This is a genomic window from Rhodococcus erythropolis R138, from assembly GCF_000696675.2.
Lineage (GTDB): Bacteria > Actinomycetota > Actinomycetes > Mycobacteriales > Mycobacteriaceae > Rhodococcus_F > Rhodococcus_F erythropolis.
Genome location: NZ_CP007255.1, coordinates 3,334,613 through 3,359,580 on the forward strand (window position 1 = coordinate 3,334,613; position 24,968 = coordinate 3,359,580).

At 62.7% G+C, this 24,968-nt stretch carries 29 protein-coding genes; 15 read left to right on the forward strand and 14 right to left on the reverse strand.

Going from position 1 to position 24,968, the window contains the following annotated elements; translation table 11 throughout:
- Window positions 1-22: 22 nt before the first annotated feature.
- The 7 genes from H351_RS15615 to H351_RS32790 form a co-directional block, all read right to left on the reverse strand.
- Window positions 23-1,405, reverse strand: coding sequence for a tripartite tricarboxylate transporter permease (locus H351_RS15615; protein WP_003941745.1), 1,383 nt, complete (start codon window positions 1,403-1,405; stop codon window positions 23-25).
- Window positions 1,402-1,908, reverse strand: a complete 507-nt coding sequence (locus H351_RS15620) for a hypothetical protein (protein ID WP_029255531.1) — start codon at window positions 1,906-1,908, stop codon at window positions 1,402-1,404. Before H351_RS15620 ends, H351_RS15615 begins: the two co-directional genes overlap by 4 nt.
- 61 nt (window positions 1,909-1,969) lie before the next feature.
- Complete coding sequence (locus tag H351_RS15625; RefSeq protein WP_080910802.1) at window positions 1,970-2,938, reverse strand: hydroxymethylglutaryl-CoA lyase; 969 nt, start codon at window positions 2,936-2,938, stop codon at window positions 1,970-1,972.
- A gap of 5 nt (window positions 2,939-2,943) precedes the next feature.
- A complete protein-coding gene (locus H351_RS15630; RefSeq protein WP_029255530.1) occupies window positions 2,944-4,233 on the reverse strand; it encodes a hydroxymethylglutaryl-CoA reductase, degradative in 1,290 nt (429 codons plus the stop codon).
- Window positions 4,234-4,339: 106 nt separating this feature from the next.
- Entirely contained in the window at window positions 4,340-6,313 is a 1,974-nt protein-coding gene (locus H351_RS15635; RefSeq protein WP_020969825.1) for a helix-turn-helix domain-containing protein, read from the reverse strand.
- A gap of 10 nt (window positions 6,314-6,323) precedes the next feature.
- The gene (locus tag H351_RS15640) at window positions 6,324-6,839 is read right to left on the reverse strand and encodes a tail fiber domain-containing protein (protein WP_144440112.1); all 516 of its coding nucleotides are present in this window, start codon (window positions 6,837-6,839) and stop codon (window positions 6,324-6,326) included.
- Window positions 6,823-6,951, reverse strand: a complete 129-nt coding sequence (locus H351_RS32790) for a hypothetical protein (protein WP_021333694.1) — start codon at window positions 6,949-6,951, stop codon at window positions 6,823-6,825. Before H351_RS32790 ends, H351_RS15640 begins: the two co-directional genes overlap by 17 nt.
- A 288-nt stretch (window positions 6,952-7,239) precedes the next feature.
- Here H351_RS32790 and H351_RS32290 point away from each other — a divergent pair, with 288 nt between their 5' ends.
- The gene (locus H351_RS32290; protein WP_019748819.1) at window positions 7,240-7,404 is read left to right on the forward strand and encodes a hypothetical protein; all 165 of its coding nucleotides are present in this window, start codon (window positions 7,240-7,242) and stop codon (window positions 7,402-7,404) included.
- Window positions 7,405-7,409: 5 nt separating this feature from the next.
- Here H351_RS32290 and H351_RS15645 read toward each other — a convergent pair whose 3' ends face one another.
- The 3 genes from H351_RS15645 to H351_RS15655 all read right to left on the reverse strand — a co-directional run bounded on the left by H351_RS15645 (window position 7,410) and on the right by H351_RS15655 (window position 8,901).
- Window positions 7,410-7,784 carry a VOC family protein gene (locus H351_RS15645; RefSeq protein ID WP_019748818.1) on the reverse strand — a complete coding sequence of 125 codons (375 nt, stop codon included), beginning with the start codon at window positions 7,782-7,784 and terminating at the stop codon, window positions 7,410-7,412.
- A 29-nt stretch (window positions 7,785-7,813) separates the two neighbouring features.
- Window positions 7,814-8,227 (reverse strand): VOC family protein, encoded by a 414-nt coding sequence (locus H351_RS15650; protein WP_021344530.1) that lies wholly within the window; start codon window positions 8,225-8,227, stop codon window positions 7,814-7,816.
- A gap of 101 nt (window positions 8,228-8,328) precedes the next feature.
- The gene (locus tag H351_RS15655; RefSeq protein WP_020908036.1) at window positions 8,329-8,901 is read right to left on the reverse strand and encodes a helix-turn-helix domain-containing protein; all 573 of its coding nucleotides are present in this window, start codon (window positions 8,899-8,901) and stop codon (window positions 8,329-8,331) included.
- 64 nt (window positions 8,902-8,965) lie between these two features.
- On the opposite strand from H351_RS15655, the gene H351_RS15660 reads away from it, so the two are divergent.
- A complete protein-coding gene (locus H351_RS15660; RefSeq protein WP_020908035.1) occupies window positions 8,966-9,661 on the forward strand; it encodes an AzlC family ABC transporter permease in 696 nt (231 codons plus the stop codon).
- On the forward strand, window positions 9,658-9,978 hold the full coding sequence (locus H351_RS15665; RefSeq protein ID WP_029255526.1) for an AzlD domain-containing protein: 321 nt from the start codon (window positions 9,658-9,660) through the stop codon (window positions 9,976-9,978). The genes H351_RS15660 and H351_RS15665 overlap by 4 nt, the downstream gene beginning before the upstream one ends.
- Here H351_RS15665 and H351_RS15670 read toward each other — a convergent pair.
- On the reverse strand, window positions 9,964-10,620 hold the full coding sequence (locus tag H351_RS15670; protein WP_029255525.1) for a TetR/AcrR family transcriptional regulator C-terminal domain-containing protein: 657 nt from the start codon (window positions 10,618-10,620) through the stop codon (window positions 9,964-9,966). The genes H351_RS15665 and H351_RS15670 overlap by 15 nt on opposite strands.
- Window positions 10,621-10,784: 164 nt before the next feature.
- Here H351_RS15670 and bioB point away from each other — a divergent pair, with 164 nt between their 5' ends.
- From bioB to H351_RS15685, 3 genes are read left to right on the forward strand one after another with little or no spacing between them, the layout of a single operon-like run.
- Complete coding sequence (gene bioB / locus H351_RS15675) at window positions 10,785-11,798, forward strand: biotin synthase BioB (protein WP_024487821.1); 1,014 nt, start codon at window positions 10,785-10,787, stop codon at window positions 11,796-11,798.
- On the forward strand, window positions 11,795-12,019 hold the full coding sequence (bsaP, locus tag H351_RS15680) for a biotin synthase auxiliary protein BsaP (protein ID WP_019748812.1): 225 nt from the start codon (window positions 11,795-11,797) through the stop codon (window positions 12,017-12,019). The genes bioB and bsaP overlap by 4 nt, the downstream gene beginning before the upstream one ends.
- An 11-nt stretch (window positions 12,020-12,030) precedes the next feature.
- Window positions 12,031-12,621, forward strand: coding sequence for a DUF2567 domain-containing protein (locus H351_RS15685; protein WP_020908031.1), 591 nt, complete (start codon window positions 12,031-12,033; stop codon window positions 12,619-12,621).
- Between the two features lie 45 nt (window positions 12,622-12,666).
- Here the strand turns inward: H351_RS15685 and H351_RS15690 are convergent, their stop codons facing one another.
- A complete protein-coding gene (locus H351_RS15690; RefSeq protein WP_020908030.1) occupies window positions 12,667-13,497 on the reverse strand; it encodes an SDR family NAD(P)-dependent oxidoreductase in 831 nt (276 codons plus the stop codon).
- A gap of 83 nt (window positions 13,498-13,580) precedes the next feature.
- Here H351_RS15690 and H351_RS15695 point away from each other — a divergent pair, with 83 nt between their 5' ends.
- Both H351_RS15695 and H351_RS15700 read left to right on the forward strand, forming a co-directional pair.
- Window positions 13,581-14,183, forward strand: coding sequence for a TetR/AcrR family transcriptional regulator (locus tag H351_RS15695; RefSeq protein WP_020908029.1), 603 nt, complete (start codon window positions 13,581-13,583; stop codon window positions 14,181-14,183).
- Window positions 14,184-14,296: 113 nt separating this feature from the next.
- Entirely contained in the window at window positions 14,297-14,629 is a 333-nt protein-coding gene (locus H351_RS15700; RefSeq protein ID WP_029255524.1) for an SDR family NAD(P)-dependent oxidoreductase, read from the forward strand.
- 14 nt (window positions 14,630-14,643) lie between these two features.
- Here the strand turns inward: H351_RS15700 and H351_RS15705 are convergent, their stop codons facing one another.
- Window positions 14,644-15,372 (reverse strand): NUDIX hydrolase, encoded by a 729-nt coding sequence (locus H351_RS15705; RefSeq protein ID WP_007733069.1) that lies wholly within the window; start codon window positions 15,370-15,372, stop codon window positions 14,644-14,646.
- Between the two features lie 102 nt (window positions 15,373-15,474).
- Here H351_RS15705 and nadA point away from each other — a divergent pair, with 102 nt between their 5' ends.
- Genes nadA through nadC form a run of 3 tightly spaced genes read left to right on the forward strand, consistent with a single transcriptional unit; the run spans window position 15,475 to window position 18,952 of the window.
- The gene (gene nadA / locus H351_RS15710; RefSeq protein ID WP_020908027.1) at window positions 15,475-16,512 is read left to right on the forward strand and encodes a quinolinate synthase NadA; all 1,038 of its coding nucleotides are present in this window, start codon (window positions 15,475-15,477) and stop codon (window positions 16,510-16,512) included.
- Complete coding sequence (locus H351_RS15715; RefSeq protein ID WP_029255523.1) at window positions 16,509-18,080, forward strand: L-aspartate oxidase; 1,572 nt, start codon at window positions 16,509-16,511, stop codon at window positions 18,078-18,080. Before nadA ends, H351_RS15715 begins: the two co-directional genes overlap by 4 nt.
- Window positions 18,080-18,952 (forward strand): carboxylating nicotinate-nucleotide diphosphorylase, encoded by an 873-nt coding sequence (nadC, locus tag H351_RS15720; protein WP_003941805.1) that lies wholly within the window; start codon window positions 18,080-18,082, stop codon window positions 18,950-18,952. The genes H351_RS15715 and nadC overlap by 1 nt, the downstream gene beginning before the upstream one ends.
- 6 nt (window positions 18,953-18,958) lie before the next feature.
- Here nadC and H351_RS15725 read toward each other — a convergent pair whose 3' ends face one another.
- Window positions 18,959-19,867, reverse strand: a complete 909-nt coding sequence (locus H351_RS15725; protein WP_020908025.1) for a LysR family transcriptional regulator — start codon at window positions 19,865-19,867, stop codon at window positions 18,959-18,961.
- Between the two features lie 71 nt (window positions 19,868-19,938).
- Between H351_RS15725 and H351_RS15730 the strand changes: the two genes are divergently transcribed.
- The 4 genes from H351_RS15730 (at window position 19,939) to H351_RS15745 (ending at window position 24,941) form a co-directional block, all read left to right on the forward strand.
- The gene (locus H351_RS15730; RefSeq protein ID WP_029255522.1) at window positions 19,939-20,832 is read left to right on the forward strand and encodes a dihydrodipicolinate synthase family protein; all 894 of its coding nucleotides are present in this window, start codon (window positions 19,939-19,941) and stop codon (window positions 20,830-20,832) included.
- Between the two features lie 48 nt (window positions 20,833-20,880).
- Complete coding sequence (locus H351_RS15735; RefSeq protein ID WP_059016345.1) at window positions 20,881-22,188, forward strand: HNH endonuclease signature motif containing protein; 1,308 nt, start codon at window positions 20,881-20,883, stop codon at window positions 22,186-22,188.
- A gap of 122 nt (window positions 22,189-22,310) precedes the next feature.
- On the forward strand, window positions 22,311-22,823 hold the full coding sequence (locus tag H351_RS15740) for a GNAT family N-acetyltransferase (RefSeq protein WP_029255521.1): 513 nt from the start codon (window positions 22,311-22,313) through the stop codon (window positions 22,821-22,823).
- A gap of 93 nt (window positions 22,824-22,916) precedes the next feature.
- Window positions 22,917-24,941: an ArnT family glycosyltransferase gene (locus H351_RS15745; RefSeq protein WP_029255520.1), complete on the forward strand. Its 2,025-nt coding sequence runs from the start codon at window positions 22,917-22,919 to the stop codon at window positions 24,939-24,941.
- Window positions 24,942-24,968 lie beyond the last annotated feature (27 nt).

Sequence of the window (24,968 nt, forward strand, 5' to 3'; positions counted from 1 at the left end):
CGTGTTGGTGGAATCCAGCGATTCAGAACAGATTGATCAGGGCAGGAACGCTGAACAGCGCCACGTAGTAACCCATGAACAGAACACCGCCGTGAATCTTGAACAGGCGCCCGAGAAGGCCACCGACCAGGCCGACCGTCACGGTGATCAGAAGCCCGAGGATGCCGCCCTCCCAGATACTGATGACCACGACCAGTCCCGTGAACACCGCGATCACAGCTTCGTGACTGATGTGCTTGACCACCGCTGACGCAGCGCGGTACGCGTAGTTCATGGCAAACGGGTACGCGATGACCGTTGCCGTGACCACTGCGAGCAGTCCGTAGAGCAGGAACTCCCACTGCGTCAGGTACGTGGAGAGATTGTTGATCACTCCGGTTTCCTGATTGGTCTCGAAGACCGGCGGAGCGTTGAACAGAGGGGCCGCGGGACCTGCTGCCAGCGGGCTGAGCGGAAGGCCGAAGGCCACGAGAGGGATGAGGGTTTCCGCGATGTAGGTGGATTCCGTCGTACCGTTCTTTGCCGAGACCATGGTGGTCAGTCGGTGATAGCCGTTCTTGATCCGCGCACCTACCAGCTCACCCATCAGAACTGTCATGGCGACGGGGCTGAAAACGAACGTTGCGCTCGACACCGTGGAAGCGGCTGCGGTGTAACCGATCTGCTTGCGATCGAGGACCTTCAGAGGATTGGGGAAGTATCCCTTCCATCCTTTGATGTCCGGGGCCAGTGCCACGGTCTTGGGTTCGCTGCGCTCCATGTCCTTGCGGCTCGACGGCCCCAGGGTCAGCGCGAGGTCGGCGATCAGCGGCCCGACCGCAATGGCCAGGAAGTAGCTGATGTTCAGCGACACGTCGTAATTCGACGTCAACGCGCGGGCACCGAGGATCAAGATGACAAACGGAACGAGGGCGACCACCCCGGCCCAGCGGCCTGGTGAGGCGTAGGCGATGCCGATGGCGGCGACCAGGAACAGCCACGGTGCGATCGACTGAACGGTGTCGGCGAACGGCGCGAGGATGGTCGCGAACAGAACGGCAACCGGCACGGCGACGAACGCCGAGATCACTGCTCCCGAGATCGCCTTGCGGAGTGCGATGTGCGGGATGCCGAGTGAGCGCATCATCTGCGCTTCCGGCAAGAGCGGAATCGCCATCGTGTCGCCGGGAATGCCCAGCAGCATCGTCGGCACCGCATGCGTCATGTGTTTGGCGATCGCACCGGAGAGGAAGAACGTGAAGACTGCCGCCGGGGGAGCGCCGAGCAGAATCACGAGCAGAGTCAGCGGTGCGATGGTGGCGGTCTCGTCTGTGCCGGAGATCAATCCGATGAACGTGAACGCGACAGCACCGATGATGCCGAAGAGAACGGCGATGAGAATTTCGTTGGTCAGAACCGAACTCATGCGCGCCCACCGCCCTTCGGCGGGTTCGAGGGCGATGTCTTCGAGGCCTGTGCGTGCTCGGCCTCGGCAGCGGCGAAGTGGTCGTACAGACCGAGTTCGCGAAGTTCCTGTCGGCTCTGCTCCGGAATGTCGGCGAGAGTGCCCAGACCCTGACGCTGCTCACTCATTGTCGCGATGACACCGTCGATCGACTCCGCGTCGGCGGCGGCCAAGGCGACTATCCGCTTCGGCTTGATGAAGATTCCGCAGACGACGCCGGCGAGCAGGCAGGCAGCGATACCGACCAGCAGGCTGTACGCCTGGGCCAACGACGGTTCGCTGACGACCCGTTCGAACAGAGACTGGGCCGCAAGCAGAGCCGAGGCGCCCACGACACTGCCGACTGCGACGGAGATCGCGAGGTGTCGACCGTTGACAGTGTCGCCCCAGACTTCGAGGTATGTCTGCTGATCGGTCGGCGCGGTTGTGGTGGTCGGCGTCGTTGCCGACTGCGGTGGTGACATCAGTCTTCTCCAGTGTCATGCATGGCAGGGGGTCGTACAGGGAGGGGCTTGCGTGCGAGTGTCAGGTACGTGCTGCGCGGAGGGCGGTGACGACTCGGGACGGACTCGAGTGTCCGATCTGTTCGGCCATCCAACTACTTGTGTCGGTAAGGGAATCCAGGTCGATGCCGGTGTCGATCCCGAGGCCGTGGAGCATCCACACCAGGTCCTCGGTGGCGAGATTCCCGGTCGCGCCCTTGGCGTACGGGCACCGTCCGAGACCACCTGCTGAACTGTCGAATTCGGATACTCCAGCGGTCAATGACGCATAGACGTTCGACAGCGCCTGGCCGTAGGTGTCGTGAAAGTGCATGGCGATCTGCGATGTGGGGATGCCACGTTCTCGGAGGGCGTCGAGTAAGGCGAGCACATGGCCAGGTGTGCCGACGCCGATGGTGTCGCCGAGTGAGAGTGACGTGACACCGCTGTCGACCAGGGTCTTCGCGATGTCGGCGACTCGTTCGACGGGCACAGTGCCTTCCCAAGGGTCGCCGAAGCACATCGAGATGTAGCCGCGGACGGGAAGTCCCAGAGCTCTTGCGGCGGCAGTGACCTCGGTGGCCGCGGCTATAGCGCCGTCTACCGTCGAGTTGAGGTTTCGTTTAGCGAATTCCTCTGTAGCGCTGACGAATACTGCAACTTCGCGCGCTCCGGCGGCAACGGCCCGCTCGAGACCCTTGCGGTTCGGGACAAGAACGACCGTACGTACCGAGTCCGGCAGGTGCAGCCGATCCATCAATTCTTCCGCGTCCGCGAGTTGCGGGATCCATCGAGGTGAGACGAAGCTCGTCAATTCGACAGTGCGGGAACCGGCCGCGACGAGGCGTTCGATGAACTGGGCTTTCGTCTCGGTCGGGATCACCGCCGTCTCTGCTTGAAGTCCGTCGCGTGGCCCGACTTCGTAGATCCGGACCGAGGTCGGTAGTCCCGGCGCCGGCACTCGATGAGGCGCCGGCTTCCACACTGGTGATCCTGCAACTGTTTCGGTCATTGTCGTCAGTTTCCGCCGCGGATCTCGGTGAGAACCTTCTCGGCATGTTCGACGCGAATGCTCTTGTCCGCGATCAGGCGTGCGACCACGGCGTCGATCTCGCTCTTCTGCGCTCCGGCGGTGGCAGCGATGTTGCGGGCGTGCAGTCCCATGTGTCCGCGTTGGACACCTTCACTGGCCAGAACGCGGACAGCGGCCAGGTTCTGCGCCAGACCGACTGCCAGGATGATGCCGGCGAGTTCCTCGGCGCTCTCGACGCCGAGCATCTTGATTGCGGCCTGCGCTACGGGGTGCACTTTGGTGGCCCCGCCGACGAGGCCGACCGGCATGGGCAGCTCGAGGGTGCCGACGATGTTTCCATCGGCATTCTTCTCGAAATGCGAGAGCGAGGAGTAGATTCCGTCGGCGTTGACTGCATGGGAGTGGCATCCGGCTTCGACTGCGCGCGTGTCATTTCCGGTCGCCAGCACTACGGCGCTGATGCCGTTCATGATGCCCTTGTTGTGCGTCGCGGCGCGGTAGGGATCCAGCTCCGCCAAGCGCGCGGCATGGATCAGGTTGTCCACAACCTCTGCGCCGCCGATCAATTCGGCGTCGAACACGGCGCGAACGCGCGTCAGCCGCAGATCGGCCTTGTTGGTGAGAATGCGCAGGACGACGTGTCCGCCGCCGATCTCGGCGACTCGATCCGCGATTGCCTCGGCCATCGTGTTGACGGCGTTGGCGCCCATGGCATCTCGTACGTCGACATGAAGATGGAGGACCACGTAGGTGGCCTTGTCCGAAGGAACGATGCGAACCGAAATGTCCTTCACTCCACCGCCGACGCTGACCAACTTCGGGTCCTGCTCGTTGGCGAGTGCAATGATTTCCTCGCGAGCCTCGAGGAGTCGGATTCGGGCGGCCGCCGGATCCACGACGTCGACGAGTTGTATCTGGGCCTGCATGACCGGCGGGGTGCTCGAGACGTGAAAGCCGCCGAGTCCGCGTGCGATGCGGGCAGCGTTACTCGCGGCTGCGACTACCGACGGCTCCTCGGTGGCGAGAGGGATCAGGTAGTCCGTGCCGTTGATCGTGAAGTTGGTGGCGACGCCGACCGGGATGCCGATGACGCCGACTACGTTCTCGACCATGCGATCGGCCTGATCGATGGTGAGACCGTCGGCAGCGTCGTAGACCGCGATGTCTGCTTCGGTCAGGTCCGTCTGGCGGACGATCTCGGCGCGCCGTGCGGCGACATCGTAGGACCGGAAATTGGCGATACGGCTATTGATAGACGGGCTGTTGATTGACACGGGGGGTGGTCCTCCTGAAGTAATTCTGTGCTCCGCTTCACAGTAGGGAGGGTGATGCCTGCCAGGCCACGTGCTCAGGACACATCGATCGGTCGAAATTGTAGTGTCATGCACCACCGTCTCTGTCGATGGTCTCGCCCTCGGCCTCTTCGGCGCCCACTCTCCGAAGCTCGTCGAGCCTCGTCGCCATGGACACCCGAAAGAAGTTCTCGTCTTCACGCCACGAGTGACCGAGGAGCGTGCGGATGCGCTCGAGACGCTGAACGACGGTGTTCGGGTGATAGTTGAGGGCGCGGGCAGCCTTGGTCGGGCTTCCTTCGTTGCGCACGAGGGCGCGCAGGGTCGCAGTCAGATCGGTGTCCTTGTCGCGGTCGTAGGCGAGTACCGGGCCGATCACGTCGTCGATGAACTGATGAAGTGATTCTGGATTTTCGCCGAACAGAACGGTGTACGGCAGATACGACGCCGTCGTGACCGCGCCGTCGGTCTTGCCCAACGCCGAGAGCAGGCGAGCAGTACGCAGGGCAGAGGTGAAGCGCGCCGGGAGGTCTTCGGGACGCTCCGCCGTTGCCGGCGCAATCACCACGGCGTGAGGTCCCACCGAACCGGTGATCTGGCGGTGAACGACGGTCGCCGCGGCTGCCGGGTTCCCCGAGCGCGAGACCACCGCGATCAATCCGGCGTGCTGCGACGCCAAAGCCCCGACCGGCAAACTCTGCCCGATTGCGCGGAGCGCAGCGGTGCGGAGTTCCGGAGCAACCGACACCACGAGGACGGTATCGAGTTCGCCGAGGGAGATGCCGAGGTTGCGGGTCCGACGTTCGAGATCGCGCCTGCGCTCGGGCGCAGTGCTCAACAGATCGGCGACCAGTTCGTCACGTGCGCGCCGATCCGCTGCTGCCGCCGCCGTGTGTTGCAACACGAGGATCGCAGTAACCTGAGCGGCCCGTTCCACGGTCCTGAGTTCGACAGGTCCGATCGGCGCGTCCGAACGATTCAGCAAGATGGCCCCGAGGAATGATTCGCCGGCGGTGATGGCGCTGACGAGTTGGATCACGGTTTCACTGTCATCGGCGACGAACGTGCATCGGCCGCTTCGGCGACTCTGGTCGATGGCCTCGGACACGGCGCGAGGTAGAGACAACGGCACCGTCGTGATCTGCTCGCCCGAGGATTTGACCAGAGGGCGTAGCTCACTGTCGACCACGACGGTGCCGCGCTCGAGTGCGCTGCTGAGGGTTCGTGCAACCTGGGCGTATCCGCCGCCACGGAGAACGGCGTGGATCAGATCCTGGTGGACGATGTTCGACTTGTCGCGCGCGGACACGTGCTCCCGCAGTTCGTCGAGTGCTCGCCCGGTCTCGGCGGCGGATTCCTCGGCGCGGTCGAGCGCCCGCGCGGTTTGCAGGACCACCGAGGCATGATCCGCCAGCGCCGAGAGCAGGGCTATCTGATCGGCAGTAAATCGTCGTTCCCGGCGGTCGGCGGCAAACAGGACTCCGAGGATCTGGCCGTCCGAGAGCATCGGCACGCCGAGAATCGCCACCAGACCTTCGGCGACTATCGCGGCGTCGACCACCTCGTCGTGACGCGACTGCGTGTAGTCGCTGTAGTTCTGAACCCATTGGGCTGCTCGAGATTCGGCAATCGCACTGACCAGTCCCGCGCCGGCGGGAACCTGTAGATGCTGTAGCTCCGGCGAGACGGCGCCTGCTGTCTTTCGAACATTCAGATCTCTGGTGACCACATCGAACTCGGAGAGGTACGTGACGTCGGTGCCCATGATGTCGTGTGCTCGGTTGACGAGTCGCTGGAGCAGAGTGTCCACGTCGCGAACTTGCGCGAGTTCACGCGCACTCGAGTAGAGGACCGCCAATTCGTTCTCGCGACGGCGCAGTCGGCGAAATTCCGACCGACTGGCCCGGATGCGGGCCGCGGTCTGCGTGATCTCCGTTGCGCCGAGGCCGAATTCGGAAAGTACCTGTTCGACATGTTCGTCACCGACGGAGTCGGACGTCACGTCGAACAGCGCGGCAATCTCGTTGGGTTCTGAGTCGGAGTCTGAATCAGGGGCGGTCACACCGAACAAACTACAGACCTGCGGACCTACCGGACTCGTCGAGCGGCGGGGGTGTGTGACTGTTGTTGACCTTTAATGCATTTCGATCCGTGCCCGTGCCTCCTAGTTCTTCGTGCAGTCTGTCCATGTCCTTCTCGAGCGCGCTGACCTTTGTCTCGAGGGCGAGAACTTTGCGGTTCAATGCTTGGATGCTCGCCATGCAGACGCCGTTTGCATCGACGGCCGAGATCCGACGGGTGTTGGATCCCAGGCCGAAGACTGCGGCAAAATCCTGTGCCATCGGTCCGAGATGACGGATCGACTTGTGGTCGAAACCGTAACTCCACGTGCTGATTCGGAGAGCCGTCAACCGGTCGAGCACGTCCTGGGCGCTGGTGGGAACGGCTGCGTCTGTGTCCACGCCGCGGCGACGTGTGGCGTGCGAGAGCACCCACTGCGCGGGGTGGCGCATCGCCGCGTTGACCCGAGTGCTGACCCGAGTGTCCAAATAGTCAGTGCGCTCGCCCTCGTCAGGCGGTGAGGTCACGTCGCGCAGTTTTGACGGTCTTGTCGCTCAGCAGAATTCCCGCTCCCGCGCCCAGTAGTCCGAGGCCGATTCCGACAGCAGCGCTGCCGAGGCCCAAAGCAATTCCCAACATGATTCCTCCAAAAATTGTGCGGTGAATTGAGGGGCCAGGTGTCCGACGAAAGTGCTGCCGACCTGCTCCGCGCTCATCTTTCACATTGCTCCGCCGTGCGGGCGATGACAACCCGTCTGGACCGAATTTCTCGTGGAAAACACAGGCGTGCAACACTGGGTCAAGAACTGCTGGGTCATCGGCGCCTTGTCGGCGCCGTACGGGCGGCAGTAATCAAGTAGCCATCGACCGATCTCTAACGCAGGTTTATCTGCGCGCGGCAACGATGACCAGGCAAAAGGGTGGCATGTGAACGAATCGAGCAATGGCTTGTTTTCCGACCTCAGCGCGTCGGAGCCCGTTGTCGACGCAAAAAGCGCCGAGCAACTGGCGGCCGAGCGTGAAACTGCGGCAGCAGAACGCTCCAACACCGACACCGCTGAACAGCGGCAGTCACAGCTGTTCAGCGGTTAAGCGCGTCAGGACTCCTTGATTACCGACAGAACATTGCCGGCTGGATCGGTGAACCACGCGATGTCGGGGCCGTTGCCACGCATGATGCCTCGCGCATCCTGGGGGAATCCGTCGTATTTCAGAAACTCCACGCCACGTGCGGTCAGTTGATCGACGGTTGTGTCGATGTCGTCGACGACGAAGTTGAGAATCGTGTACGTCGCCGCTTCGTGATTCGGTTTGGGATAGACGAGGATTTCGGTTCCTCCGGCAAGATGTAGCCGAATCAGCCCCATGTCTTCATCGGTCACTTTCAGCCCGAGTATTTCGCCGTAGAACTTCTTTGCAGCATCGATGTCTGTCACCGAAAATCCGCTGAATGCTTTGGTGTCCGCAAGCATGACTGTCTCCGTTCCTAGCTGTTGTCGGACTAGGTGGGTTGGGAATCCGTCATTCCGGATTCCATGTCGGCCCTGGCTTCCTCGCTGAACTCGATGATCTGAACGTAGTTTCCGTCGGGGTCGATCGCGGTGGCGAACAAACTGCCCCCGCGGACTTCGAGCGGAGCGTGCCAGTTTCCGCCGAGTGCGTCGATGCGCTGTGCGATCGACCGGGCGTCGTCGGTCTCGACGTTGAGGAACATGCGACCCGGCTGGGGGTTTGTCTCACCGACGTCGTCGCGTCTGTCGAGCATTACGTAGAAACCGTTGAAGTCGAGGACGTCGTAGCCAGGTTCACCGGGAGTCCGGTCGACCTTCGGGGCGAACGCCTCGGCGTACCAGTCGCGCAAGCGTTCGGGGTTGGTGCTCGAGAGCAAAATGCTGCTGATGCTGGATCCGGACATGGGTCCTCCTGCTGTCGGTCGTTACTGTCGTCGGCAATCGCGGCTCTGGCCGCATCACCTCCCAGATACAGACTTCCCGCAGCGGCGAAACTCATCGCGGCTCAGATGTGTTCCGACACCATGATCGCCGTCGTCCCTGGTTCGAGCGCCCGAAAGATGTGCTCCTCGTCGCCGGGATAAGCGAGATAGTCGCCCGGTCCGAGCTCGATCGGATCTGCAGTGGGCCCGACCTCCGCTCGCCCGGTGCCGATCACAACGTGTTCGGTGGTGCCGCGCGCATGCGGAGTCGAAATACGCGGCTCGCCCGGTTCGGCGACTATCCGATACAGATCGCGTCGTGCGTTCGGTGGGCTCGGCGCCAAGAGCGTCGCGATGTACGACGCGTTTGCCGAAGCAATTGCGGGACCTTCTCCGGCTCGAATCAATTGAACGGTCTGTGCCTGCGAGTCGACGAGTTGTGAGAACGGCACACCCAACGCGTTGCCGAGTGCCCACAGTGTTTCGAGGCTCGGGTTCCCGAGGCCGGATTCGAGTTGGGAGAGTGTGGATTTGGCGATGTCGGCGCGCCGCGCCACCTCCGAGAGGCTCAAGCCTGCTCGGGCACGTTCGCGTTTGAGTGCGACGGCGACCAGTTTCTGAGGAGTCTCCGCTGTATCCGTTTCATTACTGGTCATCGTTCGATTCTCCGATCGGTCGTTCTACTTGACGAACGGTGTCACTTCGTTCAACATAGAATACATGCGTTCTTTATGGCGAACAGTTGATCGAGACACGGTTCGGGTGAGCGTGCTGATCTGGCTCTCCGTGGCCATCGTCGGTGTGTCCTACGGTGTGACGGCAGGATCGGCTGGATTCTCGTTGTGGCAGCTTTCGGCGTTGGCTGTACTCGTTCTGGGAGCGTCTTCGGAGTTCTTGTTCATCGGAATCATCGCAGCCGGAGGCAGTGCCACCGCTGCTGTTGTGGCGGGCTTGTTGATCAACTCACGTAACTTCGCCTACGGGATGTCGGCAGGATCATTTCTCGGCACGGGTCGCTACAAAGATTCAGGCTGGCGCAGTATGGTCGGCGCGCACCTGGTCAACGACGAAAGCGTCGCGGTCGCCATGGCGCAGGAATCGGTGGAGCGCAAGCGTGCGGCTTTTTGGTTCTGTGGAATCGGGATCGCGGTGTCGTGGCCGATCGGAGCGCTGCTGGGCGGGCTGCTCGGCAGCGTCGTCCGAGACCCCGGCGCGTTGGGATTGGATGCCGCGTTTCCGGCTGTCATTCTGGCCCTTGTCTTGCCTGCGCTGAAGGAAAAGGTGACGCTGCTTGCCGCCCTGATCGGTGCAGCAGTCGCGGTGGCCACGTCGCCGTTCCTGCCGCCCGGTACCGCGCCGCTCGTAGCGCTGCTGAGTATCGCAGTGACGATACCGTTCCGGGAGAAGGTTCGATGAATACCGCGTCGGTCTGGATCGGTATTGTCGTGTTCGCTTGCGGCTCTTACGCTTTGCGAGCAAGTGGCGTTCTGCTCCGCTCGCGGGTGAAGCTTTCGAGCTTTGCCGAGAAAACCCTCGATCGTGCTGTCGTGGTGCTGCTGCTTGCAGTGGTTGCGACATCGACGATCTTCACCGGGCATGACGTTGCGGGGCCGGCGCGGATGCTCGGCGTGGTGGCCGGAGGCATCTGCGCCTGGTTCAAGGCGCCGTTGGTACTAGTGGTGATTGTCGCGGCCGGCACTACTGCACTACTACGGCTGTCAGGAGTGTCGTAGAGCCGATTCTGTGCGCGTTGAATGTGTGGTCGAATTCAGGCGAGTGCGGATGCCGTCGATGAACAGGTCCAGGCCGAACTGGAAGCGCACTGTCGGATCGCCGTCGAGGAGGTCCTCGTCGGAACCGCCGCCGATCACCTCGGGGGAGTCGGGGGAAATGGGTGCTCGGGTAAGTGCCCCCATTTCTTCCATCTGCGCTCGGGACTGCTCGTCGACGGTGTGGCCGAGCACGTAGTACAGCAGGGCGTACGCCGCGAGTTGGGCATGCTCGCGTGATAGCCCGGATTCTTCGCCGGCGTGTACGAAGTGCTCGCGCACCTTGCTGCTTGTCATCCGCGAGGCGAAGGTGGCACTGACCAACTCGGCGCCGTCGCGGTGCGCCAGCAGGGCAGACCGAAGTCTGTGTGCCAGTTCGGAATACGCGTCTTGCCATGTCTCTGTGTCTACGGGAGTGTCGAGGTCTTCGAGGATCTTGTCGACGACCGCACCGAGCAAGGTCTGCTTGTTCGGGAAGTGCCAGTACAGGGCGCCGGGTTGGACACCCAGTGACGTTGCGAGCCTGCGCATCGTGAGGTCGGCAAGTCCGAACTCGTCGAGTATCGCCATGGCGCCGTCCAGCACGTCGCCGCGTCGCAACTGCACTTGTTGTTCCCCTCGTTTCGTCCCGCTGTGGGGCGCTCGCGATCGAATGTCGATCGGACCCGCCTTTGACAGTATTCCACCACGTCTCTAACGTGAACACCGTTCAACTTGTACGGTGTTCAATTTTGCTGGTTTCGAAGGAGACGTCTGTGACCCCGCCCCCGATTAGCACGGCCCCTGCGACGGTCGACATCCTCGACCAGGCGCGTGAGCAAGTTCTCGAAAGAGGAGTTGGCCTGACCGAAAGCCAGGTGCTCGACGTACTCCGACTCGACGACGACAGGCTCGAAGACCTGCTGGCTCTCGCCCACGATGTGCGTATGAAATGGTGTGGACCGGAGGTCGAGGTCGAGGGCATCATCAGCCTCAAGACGGGCGGTTGCCCCGAGGACTGCCATTTCTGCTCGCAGTCCGGACTCTTCCAGTCGCCGGTTCGCGCGGCCTGGTTGGACATCCCGAGCCTGGTGGAAGCTGCCAAGCAGACTGCGAAGTCGGGCGCTACCGAGTTCTGCATCGTGGCCGCCGTCCGCGGACCTGACGCCCGGTTGCTCGCTCAGGTAGCCGCAGGTATCGAGGCGATCCGCAATGAGGTCGACATCCAGATCGCCTGCTCGCTCGGCATGCTGACCCAGGAACAGGTCGACCAACTGGCCGCCATGGGTGTGCACCGGTACAACCACAACTTGGAGACCTCGAAGTCGCATTTCCCGAACGTCGTGACCACACACTCGTGGGAAGAGCGGTGGAACACGCTTCGGATGGTTCGCGAAGCAGGCATGGAAGTGTGCTGCGGCGGAATCCTCGGTATGGGTGAATCATTGGAGCAGCGCGCAGAATTTGCCGCGAACTTGGCTGAACTCGAGCCGGACGAGGTCCCGCTCAACTTCCTCAACCCGCGTCCCGGCACCCCCTTCGGGGATCTGGATGTGCTGCCCGCCAGCGAGGCGCTCAAGTCCGTGGCGGCATTCCGTCTCGCGCTGCCCCGCACGATCCTGCGCTTCGCGGGTGGACGCGAGATCACTCTCGGCGATCTGGGTGCCAAGCAGGGCATCCTCGGCGGAATCAACGCCGTCATCGTCGGCAACTACCTGACCACCCTCGGGCGTCCCGCCGAGAAGGATCTGGATTTGTTGGTGGATCTGCAGATGCCGATCAAAGCACTGAACGACACTCTGTGAGCACTCCGGTGACCGAGGAGCGGTACAACCCGTTCACCGGGCGTCGGATCGTCGACGGTGTCGACGATCCGACGCCGACTGCGGCGTCGATGGGGCTAGAGCCGCCTCGCTTCTGCGAGCAGTGCGGGCGCCGCATGATCGTTCAGGTCAGCCCTGACGGATGGTGGGCGAAATGCTCCCGACACGGTGTCGTCGACTCGATCGACGCCGCCCGCAGGTAGCGTCACTCTGTGTGATCTCTCTTCGGCAGACTCGTCTGCGCACCGCGATCGTGATCGCCGCAACCACTGCGGGCGTGAGCGTGCTCGTCGGTGTGGTGTGGGCGTTCTTGGCTCCGGCCGAGCATCTGTTGGTGGTGTCCGAGGGGCGCGGCGTCGCGTTGACGGGTGAGAGCCTCCATCAGTTCGACGCGAGTGCTGTGTTCATCTGGCTGGCACTGATCGTCGGTGTGCTGTCGGCAGTAGCGGCGTGGTTGGCGCGTCTGAGTCGAGGCCCGTATGCCCTGGGCGGGTTGATAGTCGGCTCGGCGGCAGGTGCCGGACTGATGGCACTCGTGGGTTCGGGCGTGACAAATCTGCGTTTCCCCACCGCCGACAATCCGGCGGTCGGGGAGATCATCGCGCGTGCACCGAACATCGGCACCTTGCTCGTGCTTCTGTTTCAGCCGCTTGCGGCGTGCGTCGTGACTTTGGTTCTGGCAGTGCTCAATCCGTACGACGACCTCGGTGTGGGGGACCACCCGGAATCTGGGGATCCGGAATCCGGGGATCCGGCCACCGAGGCCGAACAGACCGACGACGAGGTCCAGCCGAAACTCCCGTAGCCGTTGCTTCTATACAGCCGTTGCTTCTATACAGCCGACGCTTCTCTATACCGCCGACGTCGACGGGCGGTTCGCTGCGGACTTCATTCGCACGTCACCCAACAGTCGACCCGAAATCAACGCTCCCAACCGGCGGGTTGCGAACCGAGTGCTGATCGAGGACACCCAATTCGGCAAACCTGATACGACTGTCGGCGGTGCGTTGCGTCGATCCAGTGCCCGGAAAGCTGTATCCACCACCTGAGTTGCCGTCTGCATGCGCCCGACCGCAGCATCTTCGGAGCCGACGACGTCGAAGAACTCGGTTCGTGTCGGGCCGGGGCACACCGCCAATACGGTCAATCCGCTGCCGCGAGCTTCTGCCCAGAGTGCTTCGGTGAAGTTGAGTACAAAAGCCTTGGACGCGCCGTAGACGGCCATGCCAGGGGTCGGCTGGAACGACGCCGTGCTCGCGATGTTGACGAGCGCTCCGCGTCCGCCCAGGAGATCGGGCAGGAAGGTGTGCGTCAGTTCGACCAGTGTGGCGATGTTGAGCTGAATTTCGGACGTGACGCGCTCGAGATCTTCGTCCACGAATGCTCCGTGTGTTCCGAAACCGGCGTTGTTGATCAGCGAGGTGACGGTGATGCCACGGTTTGTCAGCTCCTGGTGCAGTGTTGCGCCGACGCCGGGCGCCGCCAGGTCGGCAGGCAGAACTGTGACTGTGATGCCGTGGGCGACGCGGAGTTCGGTAGCGAGGGCTTCGAGGCGATCTGCCCGCCTGGCGACGAGAACCAGATTTGCACCGCGAGCGGCGAAGCGGTGAGCGAATTCCACTCCGAGCCCAGCGCTGGCTCCGGTGATGAGGACGGTGGTTCCGGCTACGTCGATGGCCATGGTGGCTCCTTCGGTTCGGGTGATCCCAAATGTAGGCACTGACACCATAGTTGTCAATGACAACATTTTGATATGGTGCCACCATGCCCGCCCACGAACAGCCGTACCACCACGGCAGCCTGCGACAGGAACTCCTGGCGTCGGCTGAAGCGACCCTCGAGCGAGATGGCGTCGACAAGTTGTCGCTGCGGCAGCTTGCGCGCGAGGCGGGCGTGAGTCACGCGGCCCCTGGCAAGCATTTTCGCGACCGTCAGGCTTTGCTCGATGCCTTGGCTGAAAGCGGATTCCATCGGATGACCGGTGCACTCGAGCGAGCAGTTTCGGAGGCGCCGCCGACCGCGAGAGCCCGGTTCTCCTCGCTCGCCAACGCCTATGTGGATTATGCGCTCGAGCATCCGGGCCTGTTGTCTCTGATGTACAGCAACAAGCATGCACCCGGTGCGGCCGAGACTGTCGTGAACGCGGGGCACGCGACGATGGATCTGACCGTTCGGCTCGTATCGGAAGCGCAGGCTGCGGGTGACATTGCCGCCGGCGATCCGGAAAGTATTGCGCTGGTTGCCTTTGCGACGTTCCATGGCGTCGCGACGCTGGCCGCGGGCGGAATGTTGGGCGACGTGCCGGTCGGCGATGTGGTGAACGCGGCCTCGACGGTCTTCTGGGCGGGATTGTCTCGATCTGCCTGATGTGTGGGCGCGCGCGGAATCCCCAGAGTTCTCACAGAACCAACACAAGGGAGCCACAAGATTGCGGACTTACATGGGAGTCAAGAAGTTTGATTCCGAGTGGAGGTTTCGCAATGAGCGTTTCGGAGATCGCCCCGAACAGGGGAGTTGTACTTGTCACGGACATCGGATTCGAGCACGGTGCGCGTATCGCCACCGAGTTTCTCGACGCCGGTTGGAGCGTGGCGGTCACCGCGCGGACGGTGACAGAATTGGTGCGCATCATGGCGGGAAAACCGACCCATCGCTTCTTTGCGATAGTCGCTGATCCGACGGATCGTTGGCAGGCCGATCGGATTCTCGATCGGGTGACGACGCGGTTCGGCGCAATCAATCGGGTCATCGATCCGGCCGGCGCGGTGACCTCGGCGTGGCTGCAACGCGGAAGTTTCGAAGCCGTTGCCTGAGAACCTGATCGACGTCAGCTCGGGGGACGCAGTGCAGCGAATTCGTCGGTGACTCGCAAGGTGGAGTCGGTGAAGCGGTACAGGGCGGGTGGGCGTCCGCCCGACTTGCCGGACGGTGCGGTGTTGCCGGTGGGAGTCAGTACGCCTCGGCGACCCAGTACGCGTTGCAAGTTGGTTGCGTCGACTTGGTAACCGAGTGCAGCGCAGTAGATTTCACGCAGTGTCGACATCGCGAACTCTTCGGGAGCCAGCCCGAATGCGATGTTGGTGTAGGAGAGTTTTGCAGCCAGTCGATTACGCGCGTGCCGTACGACGGTTCCGTGGTCGAACGACATCTCCGGCAACTTCGAAACAGGGTGCCAGGCCGTGTCGGGTGGAAGTTGTGGGTCGGCGCTGAGGGGAACGAGTCCGAGGAAGGTCGACGCGATGCGGCGCGGGCCCGGCACTCGTTGTGGATCACTGAAGACGGAGAGTTGCTCGAGGTGGGCGACCTTTCGTAGGTCGACCTTCTCGGCGAGGAGTCGTCGAGCGGAGGTCGTCAGGTCCTCGTCGTCGCGCAAAGTGCCCCCGGGCAGTGACCATGTGCCTTTCTGTGGGTTGAGTGCGCGCTGCCACAGCAGCACGGCCAACTCTTCGCGCCCTTGTGGGCAGTGATCGCCGTCACCTGCGGCGATGCTTGCGGGGAAGGTGCGAACTTGGAACACCGCTGCAAGCACTTCGTGGGTGGTGTTACTATTGGGCACGTTTTCGATCCTAAGTCGAAAACCTCGAATACGGAAATCCGGGCCAGCCCGTCCGGATTTGAACTGGGTGACGAGCCCGGGTTCACGGTGAAGGAGAACGCCATGACGACCACGACGTTATGGGAGGGATCGGCCTCGCAGATTCACGACGGCCCCGGCGGATACAACGGAGTCGAAGCGACCCCCGAGTGGGCCGCTGAGATCAAACGTCTGGCTCGCGAACGCGGCGCGACGATTCTTGCGCACAACTACCAGCTGCCTGCGATTCAGGACGTCGCCGATCATGTCGGCGACTCCCTGGCGCTTTCGCGAATCGCTGCCGAGGCGCCCGAGGACACGATTGTCTTCTGCGGTGTGCACTTCATGGCCGAGACCGCGAAGATCCTGTCGCCGTCCAAGACGGTGCTGATCCCGGACGAGCGTGCCGGCTGCTCTCTGGCCGACTCGATCAATGCCGAGCAGCTTCGTGAGTGGAAGGCCGACAACCCGAACGCGCTGGTGGTCTCGTACGTGAACACGACGGCAGAGGTGAAGGGTCTCACCGACATCTGCTGCACGTCGTCCAATGCCGTCGACGTGGTCAACTCGATTGATCCCGACCGGGAAGTTCTCTTCCTCCCGGACCAGTTCCTCGGAGCTCACGTCAAGCGCGTCACAGGCCGCACCAACATGCAGATCTGGGCCGGTGAATGCCACGTTCACGCGGGTATCAACGGTGACGAGTTGACGGCGAAGTCCAAGGCTCACCCCGATGCCGAGCTTTTTGTGCACCCTGAATGCGGTTGCGCTACTTCGGCTCTGTACCTCGCCGGTGAAGGCGCGGTCCCCGCAGACAAGGTCAAGATCCTCTCCACCGGCGGAATGCTCGACGCTGCCCGCGTCACCAAGAGCAAGCAGGTTCTGGTCGCCACCGAGATCGGGATGCTGCACCAGTTGCGCAAGGCAGCGCCCGACGTCGATTTCCAGGCCGTCAACGACCGCGCGTCGTGCCCGTACATGAAGATGATCACGCCTGCCGCGTTGCTTCGCTGCCTTCTCGAGGGCAAGGACGAGGTCCACGTCGATCTCGAGATGGCCAAGCGTGCACAGAAATCGGTGCAGCGCATGATCGAGATCGGTAATCCGGGCGGCGGCGAGTGACCAGCCCTGCCGGGCGTTTCGCCTGGGAGGCTCATGCCGACCTGGTCGTCGTGGGAGGCGGTGTCGCGGGCCTCACCGCTGCGCGCACCGCTTCTCTGCGGGGGCTGAAAGTACTCACGGTCAGCAAGGGTGGTCCGACGGACACCTCGACTCAGTACGCGCAGGGCGGCATCGCAGTCGTCGACGATCTGAATACGGATTCCGTCGAGTCGCACGTTGCAGATACGTGTGAGGCCGGCGTCGGCTTGTGCGACGAGGAAGCCGTCTATTCCATCGTCGAAGCTGGTCACGACGCAGTTGCGGCGCTGGCCGCGTTGGGCGCGGTCTTCGATCGCGGGCGAGACGGCGAGGTGTCGCGCACCCGCGAGGGTGGGCACAGCACGCGTCGGATCATCCATGCGGGCGGCGACGCCACGGGCGCGGAAGTGCAGCGGGCTCTCAACGCTGCCGGCCTCCCCGTTCTGTTCGGTGCAGCGGCAGTCCAGGTGGTGACCAACCGGCGCGGGGTGTGTGGACTCATTGTCTCCTCGCCGGAAGGGCTCGGAGTGATCCATGCGCCCGCGGTACTGCTCGCTACCGGTGGACTCGGTCAGCTGTATGCCTGCAGTACAAATCCGCCCGGCGCAACTGCCGACGGAATCGCGTTGGCGCTCGAAGCAGGTGCGGCAATTGCGGATCTGGAATTCGTTCAGTTCCATCCGACGGTCCTCTTCACTCCGGGTGGAGTAGGTCGCCGGCCCTTGATCAGTGAGGCGGTCCGCGGCGAAGGTGCGATTCTTGTCGACACCAACGGCGATTCGGTCACCGCAGGTGTTCATCCGCTGGGTGATCTCGCCCCGCGTGACGTGGTCTCGCGCGCAATCGCAGCACGCCTACGAGATCTCGGCACCGATCACGTCTACCTCGACGCCCGCAAGCTCGACGGCTTCGATTCGCGGTTCCCGACGATCACCGCATCCTGTCTCGAAGCGGGCATCGATCCACGCACCCAACTCATTCCGGTCGCTCCGGCCGCGCACTACTCGTGCGGTGGAGTCGCCACCGACGTCCATGGACGAACGGGAGTGCCTGGACTCTACGCAGCCGGCGAAGTGGCTCGCACGGGATTGCACGGCGCGAATCGTCTTGCGTCCAACAGCCTTCTCGAGGGTTTGGTGGTCGGGGAGCGTGCCGGAATCGCAGCTGCCGAGCGTCGAGAGGTTCATGCCGAAGTGGTCAACGTGGTGCGCAAGCCGATGCCAATCCTCCCACGAGAGACTGTGCAGTCCGTCATGACAGCACACGCGTCGGTGGTTCGCGACGGAGGCGGTCTCCAGACTGCGCGAGCCGCGCTTGCCGACGCCGATCAGACAGTGGCGGTGGCTGCTGGGGACCTCGAAGACGCGGCGCTCACACTGACCGCGACAGCGTTGGTCGATGTAGCCGTGGCACGAACCGAGAGCCGAGGCTGTCACACCCGCACCGACTATCCTGAAACAGATCCGAATCAGCGTCGCAGCACTCGGATCAAGATGAGTGCCGATGGAGCGCTCGAAATACCAGACATGTTGTTGACAGGAGTTCATTGATGACCGAGCAGAAGATCCTGCCCGCGCCGCTCGACCGTGACGAACTGCTCACGTTGGTCAGGCTCGCTCTGGACGAGGATCTGCGCTATGGCCCCGATATCACTTCTACCGCAACGGTTCCCGCCGATGCGGTCGCGAAGGCCTCGGTCGTCTCACGCTCCTCGGGTACTGTCGCCGGCATCGACGTCGGACTGCTTGTTCTCGACGAGGTGATCGGCGCGGGTAACTACGAGGTCGTTGATCGGGTGGCCGACGGAACTCGGGTTGCGCCAGGTCAATCGGTGCTCACCGTCGTCGCGCCCACCCGCGGCCTTCTCACCGCAGAGCGGACGATGCTCAACCTCGTCTGCCATCTCTCGGGAATCGCCACGGCGACGTCGCAGTGGGTCGACGCCATCGCCGGCACTCATGCCAAAGTGCGGGACAGCCGAAAGACACTGCCCGGACTACGTTCTCTGCAGAAATATGCAGTCCACGTGGGCGGAGGCGTCAACCACCGCATGGGATTGGGTGACGCGGCGTTGATCAAGGACAACCACGTTGCCGCTGCCGGTTCGGTGGTCGCAGCACTTCGTGCGGTCCGTGAGCTCGCGCCGGACATCGAGTGCGAAGTCGAGGTCGACAACCTCACTCAGCTCGACCAGGTGCTGGCGGAGAACGTGGAACTTGTTCTGCTGGACAACTTCCCGCTGTGGCAGACGCAGATCGCGGTCCAACGCCGAGACGCTGTTGCCCCCGAAACCAAGCTCGAGTCATCCGGTGGTCTCACCATCGACGTTGCCGCAGAGTACGCCCGAACCGGCGTCGACTACCTCGCTGTAGGTGCCTTGACACACTCGGTGACAGTGCTCGACCTCGGGCTCGACATGTAGGTGCCGCTATTGCTCGGCGTCCAGCATTTGCGGGACGGCCGAGCGAAGCGCGCTTGTCACGGTTGCGACCGCCGGGTGAGCGTCGGAGCCGGCTCGGTGTGCAATCTTGGTCCTTCGTCGAATGGGCATCGGCGTCAGGCGCACTCCGAGTGGCGGATGGATTGCTCCGAGTTCCGGGACCAGCGAAACGCCCTGCCCTGCAGCGACGAGGGCGAGAACGGTGGCGAACTCGTCGATGTGGTGTCGCACTTTCGGGGTGAACCCGGCCGCTTGGCACGCGCGAATGGTCATTGCATGACAAGCAGTTCCGGGGATCGCAGTAATCCAGTGCTGCTCCACGCAGTCGGTCAGCGCGGTAATGGTGCTGTCGGGATCTGTAGCGGTGTCGTTCGACGCCAGATAGACCGATTCGCTGCACAGAGGCAACGCTGTCAGGCCCGGTTCGCTGGGACGAGGGACGAAGTCGTAGTCGTGAATCAACGCCAAGTCCAGATTCCCAGCTCGTAGGGCGTCGGCGACGTCCGCTGGGTCGATCTCCGAAACCATCGGTTCCAACCCGGGATGCTCGCGAGAGAGGGCGATCAATGCCGGCGGGAGGATCGCCCGTGCGGCGGTCGGGAACGTTCCGATGCGCAGCGGCCCCGCCAGTCCACGACGCGCGTCGACCAATTCACCCGACGCCTGCTCTAGGCGTTGCAGGATGACTTCGGCATGACGTGCGAGGTTCTCACCGGCCGGCGTGAGGCGGACGCGACGGCCTGTTCGTTCCAGCAGCGGCACGCCGGCTTCACGTTCGAGGACGGCCAATTGCTGCGACACCGCGGAGGGACTGAACGACAGCGCCTCGGCAACGGCAACGATGGTTCCGCGCAGCGCTAGTTCGCGCAATAGCTTCAGTCGACGAACATCGAGCATTAGCTCAGCTTACGCTCGACGATGGAAATGCGAACTAGACCTACAAGGTCTGTTCGGTGAGGCTGAGTTCTATGACTACGACTCGAGTTGACCTGGCCGGAATCCATGTACCACTGATCACGCCCTTCGAGAGCGACGGTCGTATTGCAACCGACGCACTCGAACAGCTTGCGCACCAGGCCCTCTCCGAAGGTGCGGTCGGACTCGTTGCGCTGGGGACTACAGCGGAAACCGCAACCCTCACCGAGCAAGAGAGAGTGACCGTTCTGGATATCTGTGCGAGCGTGTGCCGTGCGAGAGGTGCGACGTTGATCGTGGGCGCGGGTAGCAACGACACGGCGGGCAGTGCGCAGGCGCTCGGGAGGCTGACTCGGTGGCCTGACGTCTCGGCGGCCTTGGTGCCGGTTCCCTCCTTCACGAGGCCGTCGAAAGCCGGTGTGGTGGCGCATTTCGCGCATCTGCAGTCGTCGAGCCGCGTGCCGCTGATCGTCTATCACGTGCCGTACCGAACTGCGTGCGATCTGGACAGCGGCACTTTGCGGGAGCTGGGTGATTTGCCCGGGGTTGTTGGTGTGAAGTATGCCGCGGGCGGTATCGACGCAGCTGCCGTCGAACTCTTCGCGGATCTTCCGGACGACTTCGCCGTGCTGGCGGGGGATGATCTGTTTCTCGCGCCGCTTCTGGCCTTGGGTGCGTCAGGCGGAATCTTGGCGTCCGCTCATCTGTCGACCGCCGAGTTCGTGCGCCTGGTGAAGGCTTGGGACAGTGGAGATGTGGACAGTGTTCGCGATCTTGGACGACGGTTGTCGACGCTGTCAGGAGCTCTCTTTTCCGAATCGAACCCGACTGTCATCAAGGGCGTGTTGCATGCATTGGGGCAGATTCCGACTCCCCATGTGAGACTGCCGATGCTACCTGCGAGTGACGAATCGGTAGCGCGGGCGCTCGAGGTCTACCACTCTTGACTCGAACGGGTGTTCGAGTATTCTTGGGGGTGGGGATCGGGGGATTCAATGAGTGTCTTGTTGTCGGATGTGGTGTCTGGTTCTGCGGTGGGGTTGCGCGGACGTCTGTGGCGGTTGTCTGCTTCTGAGTTGCGTGCGGTTGCGGTGTCGGCGAGTGCGGAGATTCTGCGTCTCGAGGCTGTTCGTGTGGCGGTGGTGGACGAGTTGTCGTTGCGGCCGGATGATCAGGTGATTGCCAGCCGCGGGGTGGGTTGCTGGTTGGCGGCAAACACGATGCTGCAGGTTCGGGACGGGAAGAAGATCGCCGCCCTGGGTGCTGCGCTACGACCGTTTCCGGCGGTGACTGCCCGGTTCGATGTCGGGGACTGCTCCTTCGATCATGCCGTGTTGATCGTGGCGTTCTGCGAATCACCACCAAAGGGCATGCCGGAGGAGGCGCTCCCTCGCTGTATCGATTTGTTGTTGGCTGCGGCATCCGGTGTGGAGGCGACAACGACGAAGGTGCGGTACGTGATCGCGACTTTGGAGCGAGTGTTCGAATCGGATGAGATTCCGCCCGCCGAGGATGTGGATCGGAATGAGTTGCGGATCGCGTCGACGTTGAATGGTCGGGTGGTGGTGCGCGGGGATTTCGCTGCTCTCACCGGGGAAATGTTGTTGTCGGCGTTGTCGAATCTGACGATGCCCACCCCGGCACCCGATGGAACCCCGGATTCTCGGTCGGCGGCGAAGCGGACGGCGGACGGGTTCACCGAACTGATTCGCCGTTACCTCGACTGCGCGAAAACCGGTGTCGATGGTGGCCAGCGTCCGCATGTGAACGTGCACATCAACGCGCGTGATTTGGCGGAGCATCGGGATTGCGCCGCCGCACCCGCGCCCGATGGTGTTGCTGTGGCTGTGGCTGTGTCGGATCTCGATGTCGGGCACATGCCCTGGCTGGGGCCGCTGTCGGTATCGCAGACCAGACTCCTCAGTTGCGACTGTTTCCTGTCGACTGTTCTGCTCGACGGTCACGGGGCGCCGTTGGGTGCGAAACCCGGGAAACGGTTGGTCTCTGCGGAGCAGCGAGTGGCGTTGATCGCCCGGGACAAAGGTTGCGCGTTCCCCGGCTGCATGTGCGTGCCCGCGTGGACGGATGCGCACCATATTCGGCACTGGGCGAACGGCGGGCTGACGGTGATGAACAACCTTGTCCTGCTGTGCCGTTCGCATCATCGGTTGATGCACCGGAAATCCGGGTTCGTCGGGAAGTGGGTGATCCGCATCGGCGCCGACAACAAACCGTGGTTCATCCCGCCGTCCTCGATCGACCCGCAGCAGCATCCGCGACCGGCGAACACATTCAAAACCTGACTGAGTGGTGACACCCGTTCAGGCACACAACTTCACGCCGATAGGCTTCAACTCGGAGAAACACCCGGGTTGGGGCCTGGAGGCCGTGTGTTGTGAACGGCTGCAGATATGGGGGAGGTCATATGGTTGTGGACGTTGTGCAAGCGGTCGAGAGCGATGGGCCGGAGATTCTGGCGCTGCGGCACGCGGCAGAAGACTGGTTGGCAGAACGCGGAATCATCCAGTGGCGCCCACGTGAAGTGTCTGTCGAGCAGGTCGGGCAGCAGATTTCGAGAGGGGAGTTCTTTGTTGCGCGAGATCGGGCGCAGTCGAGGATTGTCGGCGCCCTGCGGTTGATCTGGTCAGACCCCGTGGTCTGGCCCGATTCGAACGAGCCTGCCGGCTACGTGCACGGATTGGTTATCGATCGAGAATTCTCGGGCACCTCGTTGGGCGAACGCTTACTCGTCTGGGCCCATCGACGGTCCGCGGAGGAGGGCGCGCAGTACTTGCGGCTCGATTGTGTCGAAACGAACGTGCGGTTGCGCCGCTACTACCGAGACGCGGGTTTCGCCGAGGTAGGGCGTCGTGACTTCGGAGATGCTGTCGACAACGGTTGGTTCAGCGTCGTGCTGTTCGAGCGTTCCCTGACCTGATTCATTCACAGCAACTTTCCAGCCGGCTCCCAGTACCGCCGGGGTTGAAAGCGCGATCGTTGGCAGGACAGTAACTCGTGAAGGGACTTCCTGATGACCGCCGTTCTGCATCCGGCCCCGCCTCAGCGGCCGGCACCAACTGCCCATCGAGCCGAGCCCTCGCCGTCGTGGTTCCGCACTCGCCGTACAGGATTGGCGCTGACGGTCCTGTTGGCAGCAACGGCGGTCTTGTATTTGTGGAATCTGACCGCGAGTGGCTACGCCAATACCTTCTACGCTGCGGCGGCGCAGGCCGGCTCCCAGAATTGGAAAGCGTGGTTCTTCGGTTCCCTCGATACCTCGAATTTCATCACTGTCGACAAACCGCCCGCTTCATTGTGGGTCATGGGTCTGTCCGGACGAATCTTCGGATTTTCGAGTGCCAGCCTTCTTGTTCCGCAGGCGTTGATGGGCGTCGGATCGGTTGCGCTCGTGTATGCGGCCGTCAAACGAGTGGCGACGCCGACTGCGGGTCTTGTGGCGGGAGCTGTGTTGGCAGCTACGCCCGCTGCCGCCCTGATGTTCAAGTTCGACAATCCCGATGCATTGCTTGTCCTGCTCATGACTCTCGCCGGCTACTTCGTGATTCGCGCCATGTGCACGGCGGTGGGTCGACGAGCCGCAATGTGGGTGGCGCTCGCAGGAGTCGCGCTGGGCTTCGCTTTTCTCACCAAGATGTTGCAAGGGCTGATGGTGTTGCCTGCATTTGGTGCCGCGTATTTGATTGCCGGACAGGTGCGCTTGCGGACTCGCCTGTTCCACCTGGTGATCGGTGCTGCGTCCGTTGTCATATCGGCTGGGTGGTGGGTGTTGGCAGTGTGGCTGTGGCCCGCTGATTCTCGCCCGTACATCGGCGGATCGACCAACAACAGCGTCATGGACTTGGTACTGGGATACAACGGATTGGGTCGACTTTTCGGGAACACCGGTGGCGGAATGTCCGGTGGTAGTAGTGGAATGGCTGGTGGCAGTGCAGGTTCCAGCTTTGGGGGAAGTGCCGGACTCGATCGGCTGTTCGGCAGCGAGATGGGTATCCAGATTTCCTGGCTGATTCCTGCGGCACTGATCGCGTTGGTGTTCGGACTCCTCGCCCGTGGGCGTGCACCGCGCACAGATCTTCTCCGTGCGTCGTTGATCCTGTGGGGTGGTTGGTTTCTCGCTACCGGCCTGATCTTCAGCTACATGTCCGGAACGATCCACCCCTATTACACAGTTGCGCTGACGCCTGCTGTTGCGGGGATGATCGGCGTCGGTGGATACGCCCTGTGGTTGGTGCGTGCCCGCTGGATCGGACGCTGCGGCTTGGCAGCGATGATGCTGGCCGCAGGAATTTGGAGCTGGGTGTTGTTGCACCGCAATGCCGAATGGCTGCCGATGCTGAAGTGGATTCTGTTGGCGGGCACTGTCGTCGGCGCGATCCTGGTTCTGGTGGAAGCCAAGGGTCGATTTCGCAAGCTCGCTGTCGCTGGATTGATCATCGGTTCGTTGGCAGGGATAACCGGTTCGGCGTCTTACGCGATTGCCACTGCCGCTACAGCGCATGGTGGGTCCATCCCGACGGCAGGACCAACCGGCGCCGTGTCCGACTCCGGAATGGGCGGGGGAGGAGGCATGGGTGGGGGCCAAGGGCAGGGAGACGGTGGGGCTCTGCCGAACTCTGATGACGCGAGCAGTAATCCGACGGCGAGTGGGCCAGGAACAACGAGTGGGCCAGGAACAAGCAGTGGTAGCGAAAGTACTTCCGAGTTGACGGCAATGTTGGTCAATGCGGGCACCACGTGGTCGGCCGCGACCAACGGATCGCAAAGCGCAGCAACCTACGAGTTGGCCAGCGATACTGCGGTGATGGCGATCGGCGGTTGGAGTTCTGATCCCGCACCGACGCTGGACCAGTTCATCGAGTACGTGGCAGACGGCGAGATCCACTATTACATCGCCAGTGGCCAGGGCGGAAGCCCGAAAGACAGCCAAGGCGGGGACAGTACGTCGAGTGCTATTCAGGAATGGGTCGAAGCGAATTTCACGTCGACAACGGTGGGAAATTCCACGATCTACGACCTCAGCGGGTATGTCGGATAGCGACGTAGTTGTTGTCGTAGGCAATGA

Coding starts and splice junctions, on each gene's coding strand:
- H351_RS32790 (WP_021333694.1), bottom strand. CDS start 6,951: ATGTTGGGAATTGCTTTGGGCCTCGGCAGCGCTGCTGTCGGAATCGGC.
- H351_RS15730 (WP_029255522.1), top strand. CDS start 19,939: ATGACTACGACTCGAGTTGACCTGGCCGGAATCCATGTACCACTGATC.
- H351_RS15725 (WP_020908025.1), bottom strand. CDS start 19,867: ATGCTCGATGTTCGTCGACTGAAGCTATTGCGCGAACTAGCGCTGCGC.
- H351_RS15650 (WP_021344530.1), bottom strand. CDS start 8,227: ATGTCCGGATCCAGCATCAGCAGCATTTTGCTCTCGAGCACCAACCCC.
- H351_RS15690 (WP_020908030.1), bottom strand. CDS start 13,497: ATGGCCATCGACGTAGCCGGAACCACCGTCCTCATCACCGGAGCCAGC.
- H351_RS15655 (WP_020908036.1), bottom strand. CDS start 8,901: ATGACCAGTAATGAAACGGATACAGCGGAGACTCCTCAGAAACTGGTC.
- H351_RS15620 (WP_029255531.1), bottom strand. CDS start 1,908: ATGTCACCACCGCAGTCGGCAACGACGCCGACCACCACAACCGCGCCG.
- H351_RS15660 (WP_020908035.1), top strand. CDS start 8,966: ATGCGTTCTTTATGGCGAACAGTTGATCGAGACACGGTTCGGGTGAGC.
- nadA (WP_020908027.1), top strand. CDS start 15,475: ATGACGACCACGACGTTATGGGAGGGATCGGCCTCGCAGATTCACGAC.
- H351_RS15700 (WP_029255524.1), top strand. CDS start 14,297: ATGAGCGTTTCGGAGATCGCCCCGAACAGGGGAGTTGTACTTGTCACG.
- H351_RS15665 (WP_029255526.1), top strand. CDS start 9,658: ATGAATACCGCGTCGGTCTGGATCGGTATTGTCGTGTTCGCTTGCGGC.
- H351_RS15745 (WP_029255520.1), top strand. CDS start 22,917: ATGACCGCCGTTCTGCATCCGGCCCCGCCTCAGCGGCCGGCACCAACT.
- H351_RS15735 (WP_059016345.1), top strand. CDS start 20,881: ATGAGTGTCTTGTTGTCGGATGTGGTGTCTGGTTCTGCGGTGGGGTTG.
- H351_RS15645 (WP_019748818.1), bottom strand. CDS start 7,784: ATGCTTGCGGACACCAAAGCATTCAGCGGATTTTCGGTGACAGACATC.
- H351_RS15695 (WP_020908029.1), top strand. CDS start 13,581: ATGCCCGCCCACGAACAGCCGTACCACCACGGCAGCCTGCGACAGGAA.
- H351_RS15615 (WP_003941745.1), bottom strand. CDS start 1,405: ATGAGTTCGGTTCTGACCAACGAAATTCTCATCGCCGTTCTCTTCGGC.
- nadC (WP_003941805.1), top strand. CDS start 18,080: ATGACCGAGCAGAAGATCCTGCCCGCGCCGCTCGACCGTGACGAACTG.
- H351_RS15625 (WP_080910802.1), bottom strand. CDS start 2,938: ATGACCGAAACAGTTGCAGGATCACCAGTGTGGAAGCCGGCGCCTCAT.
- H351_RS15740 (WP_029255521.1), top strand. CDS start 22,311: ATGGTTGTGGACGTTGTGCAAGCGGTCGAGAGCGATGGGCCGGAGATT.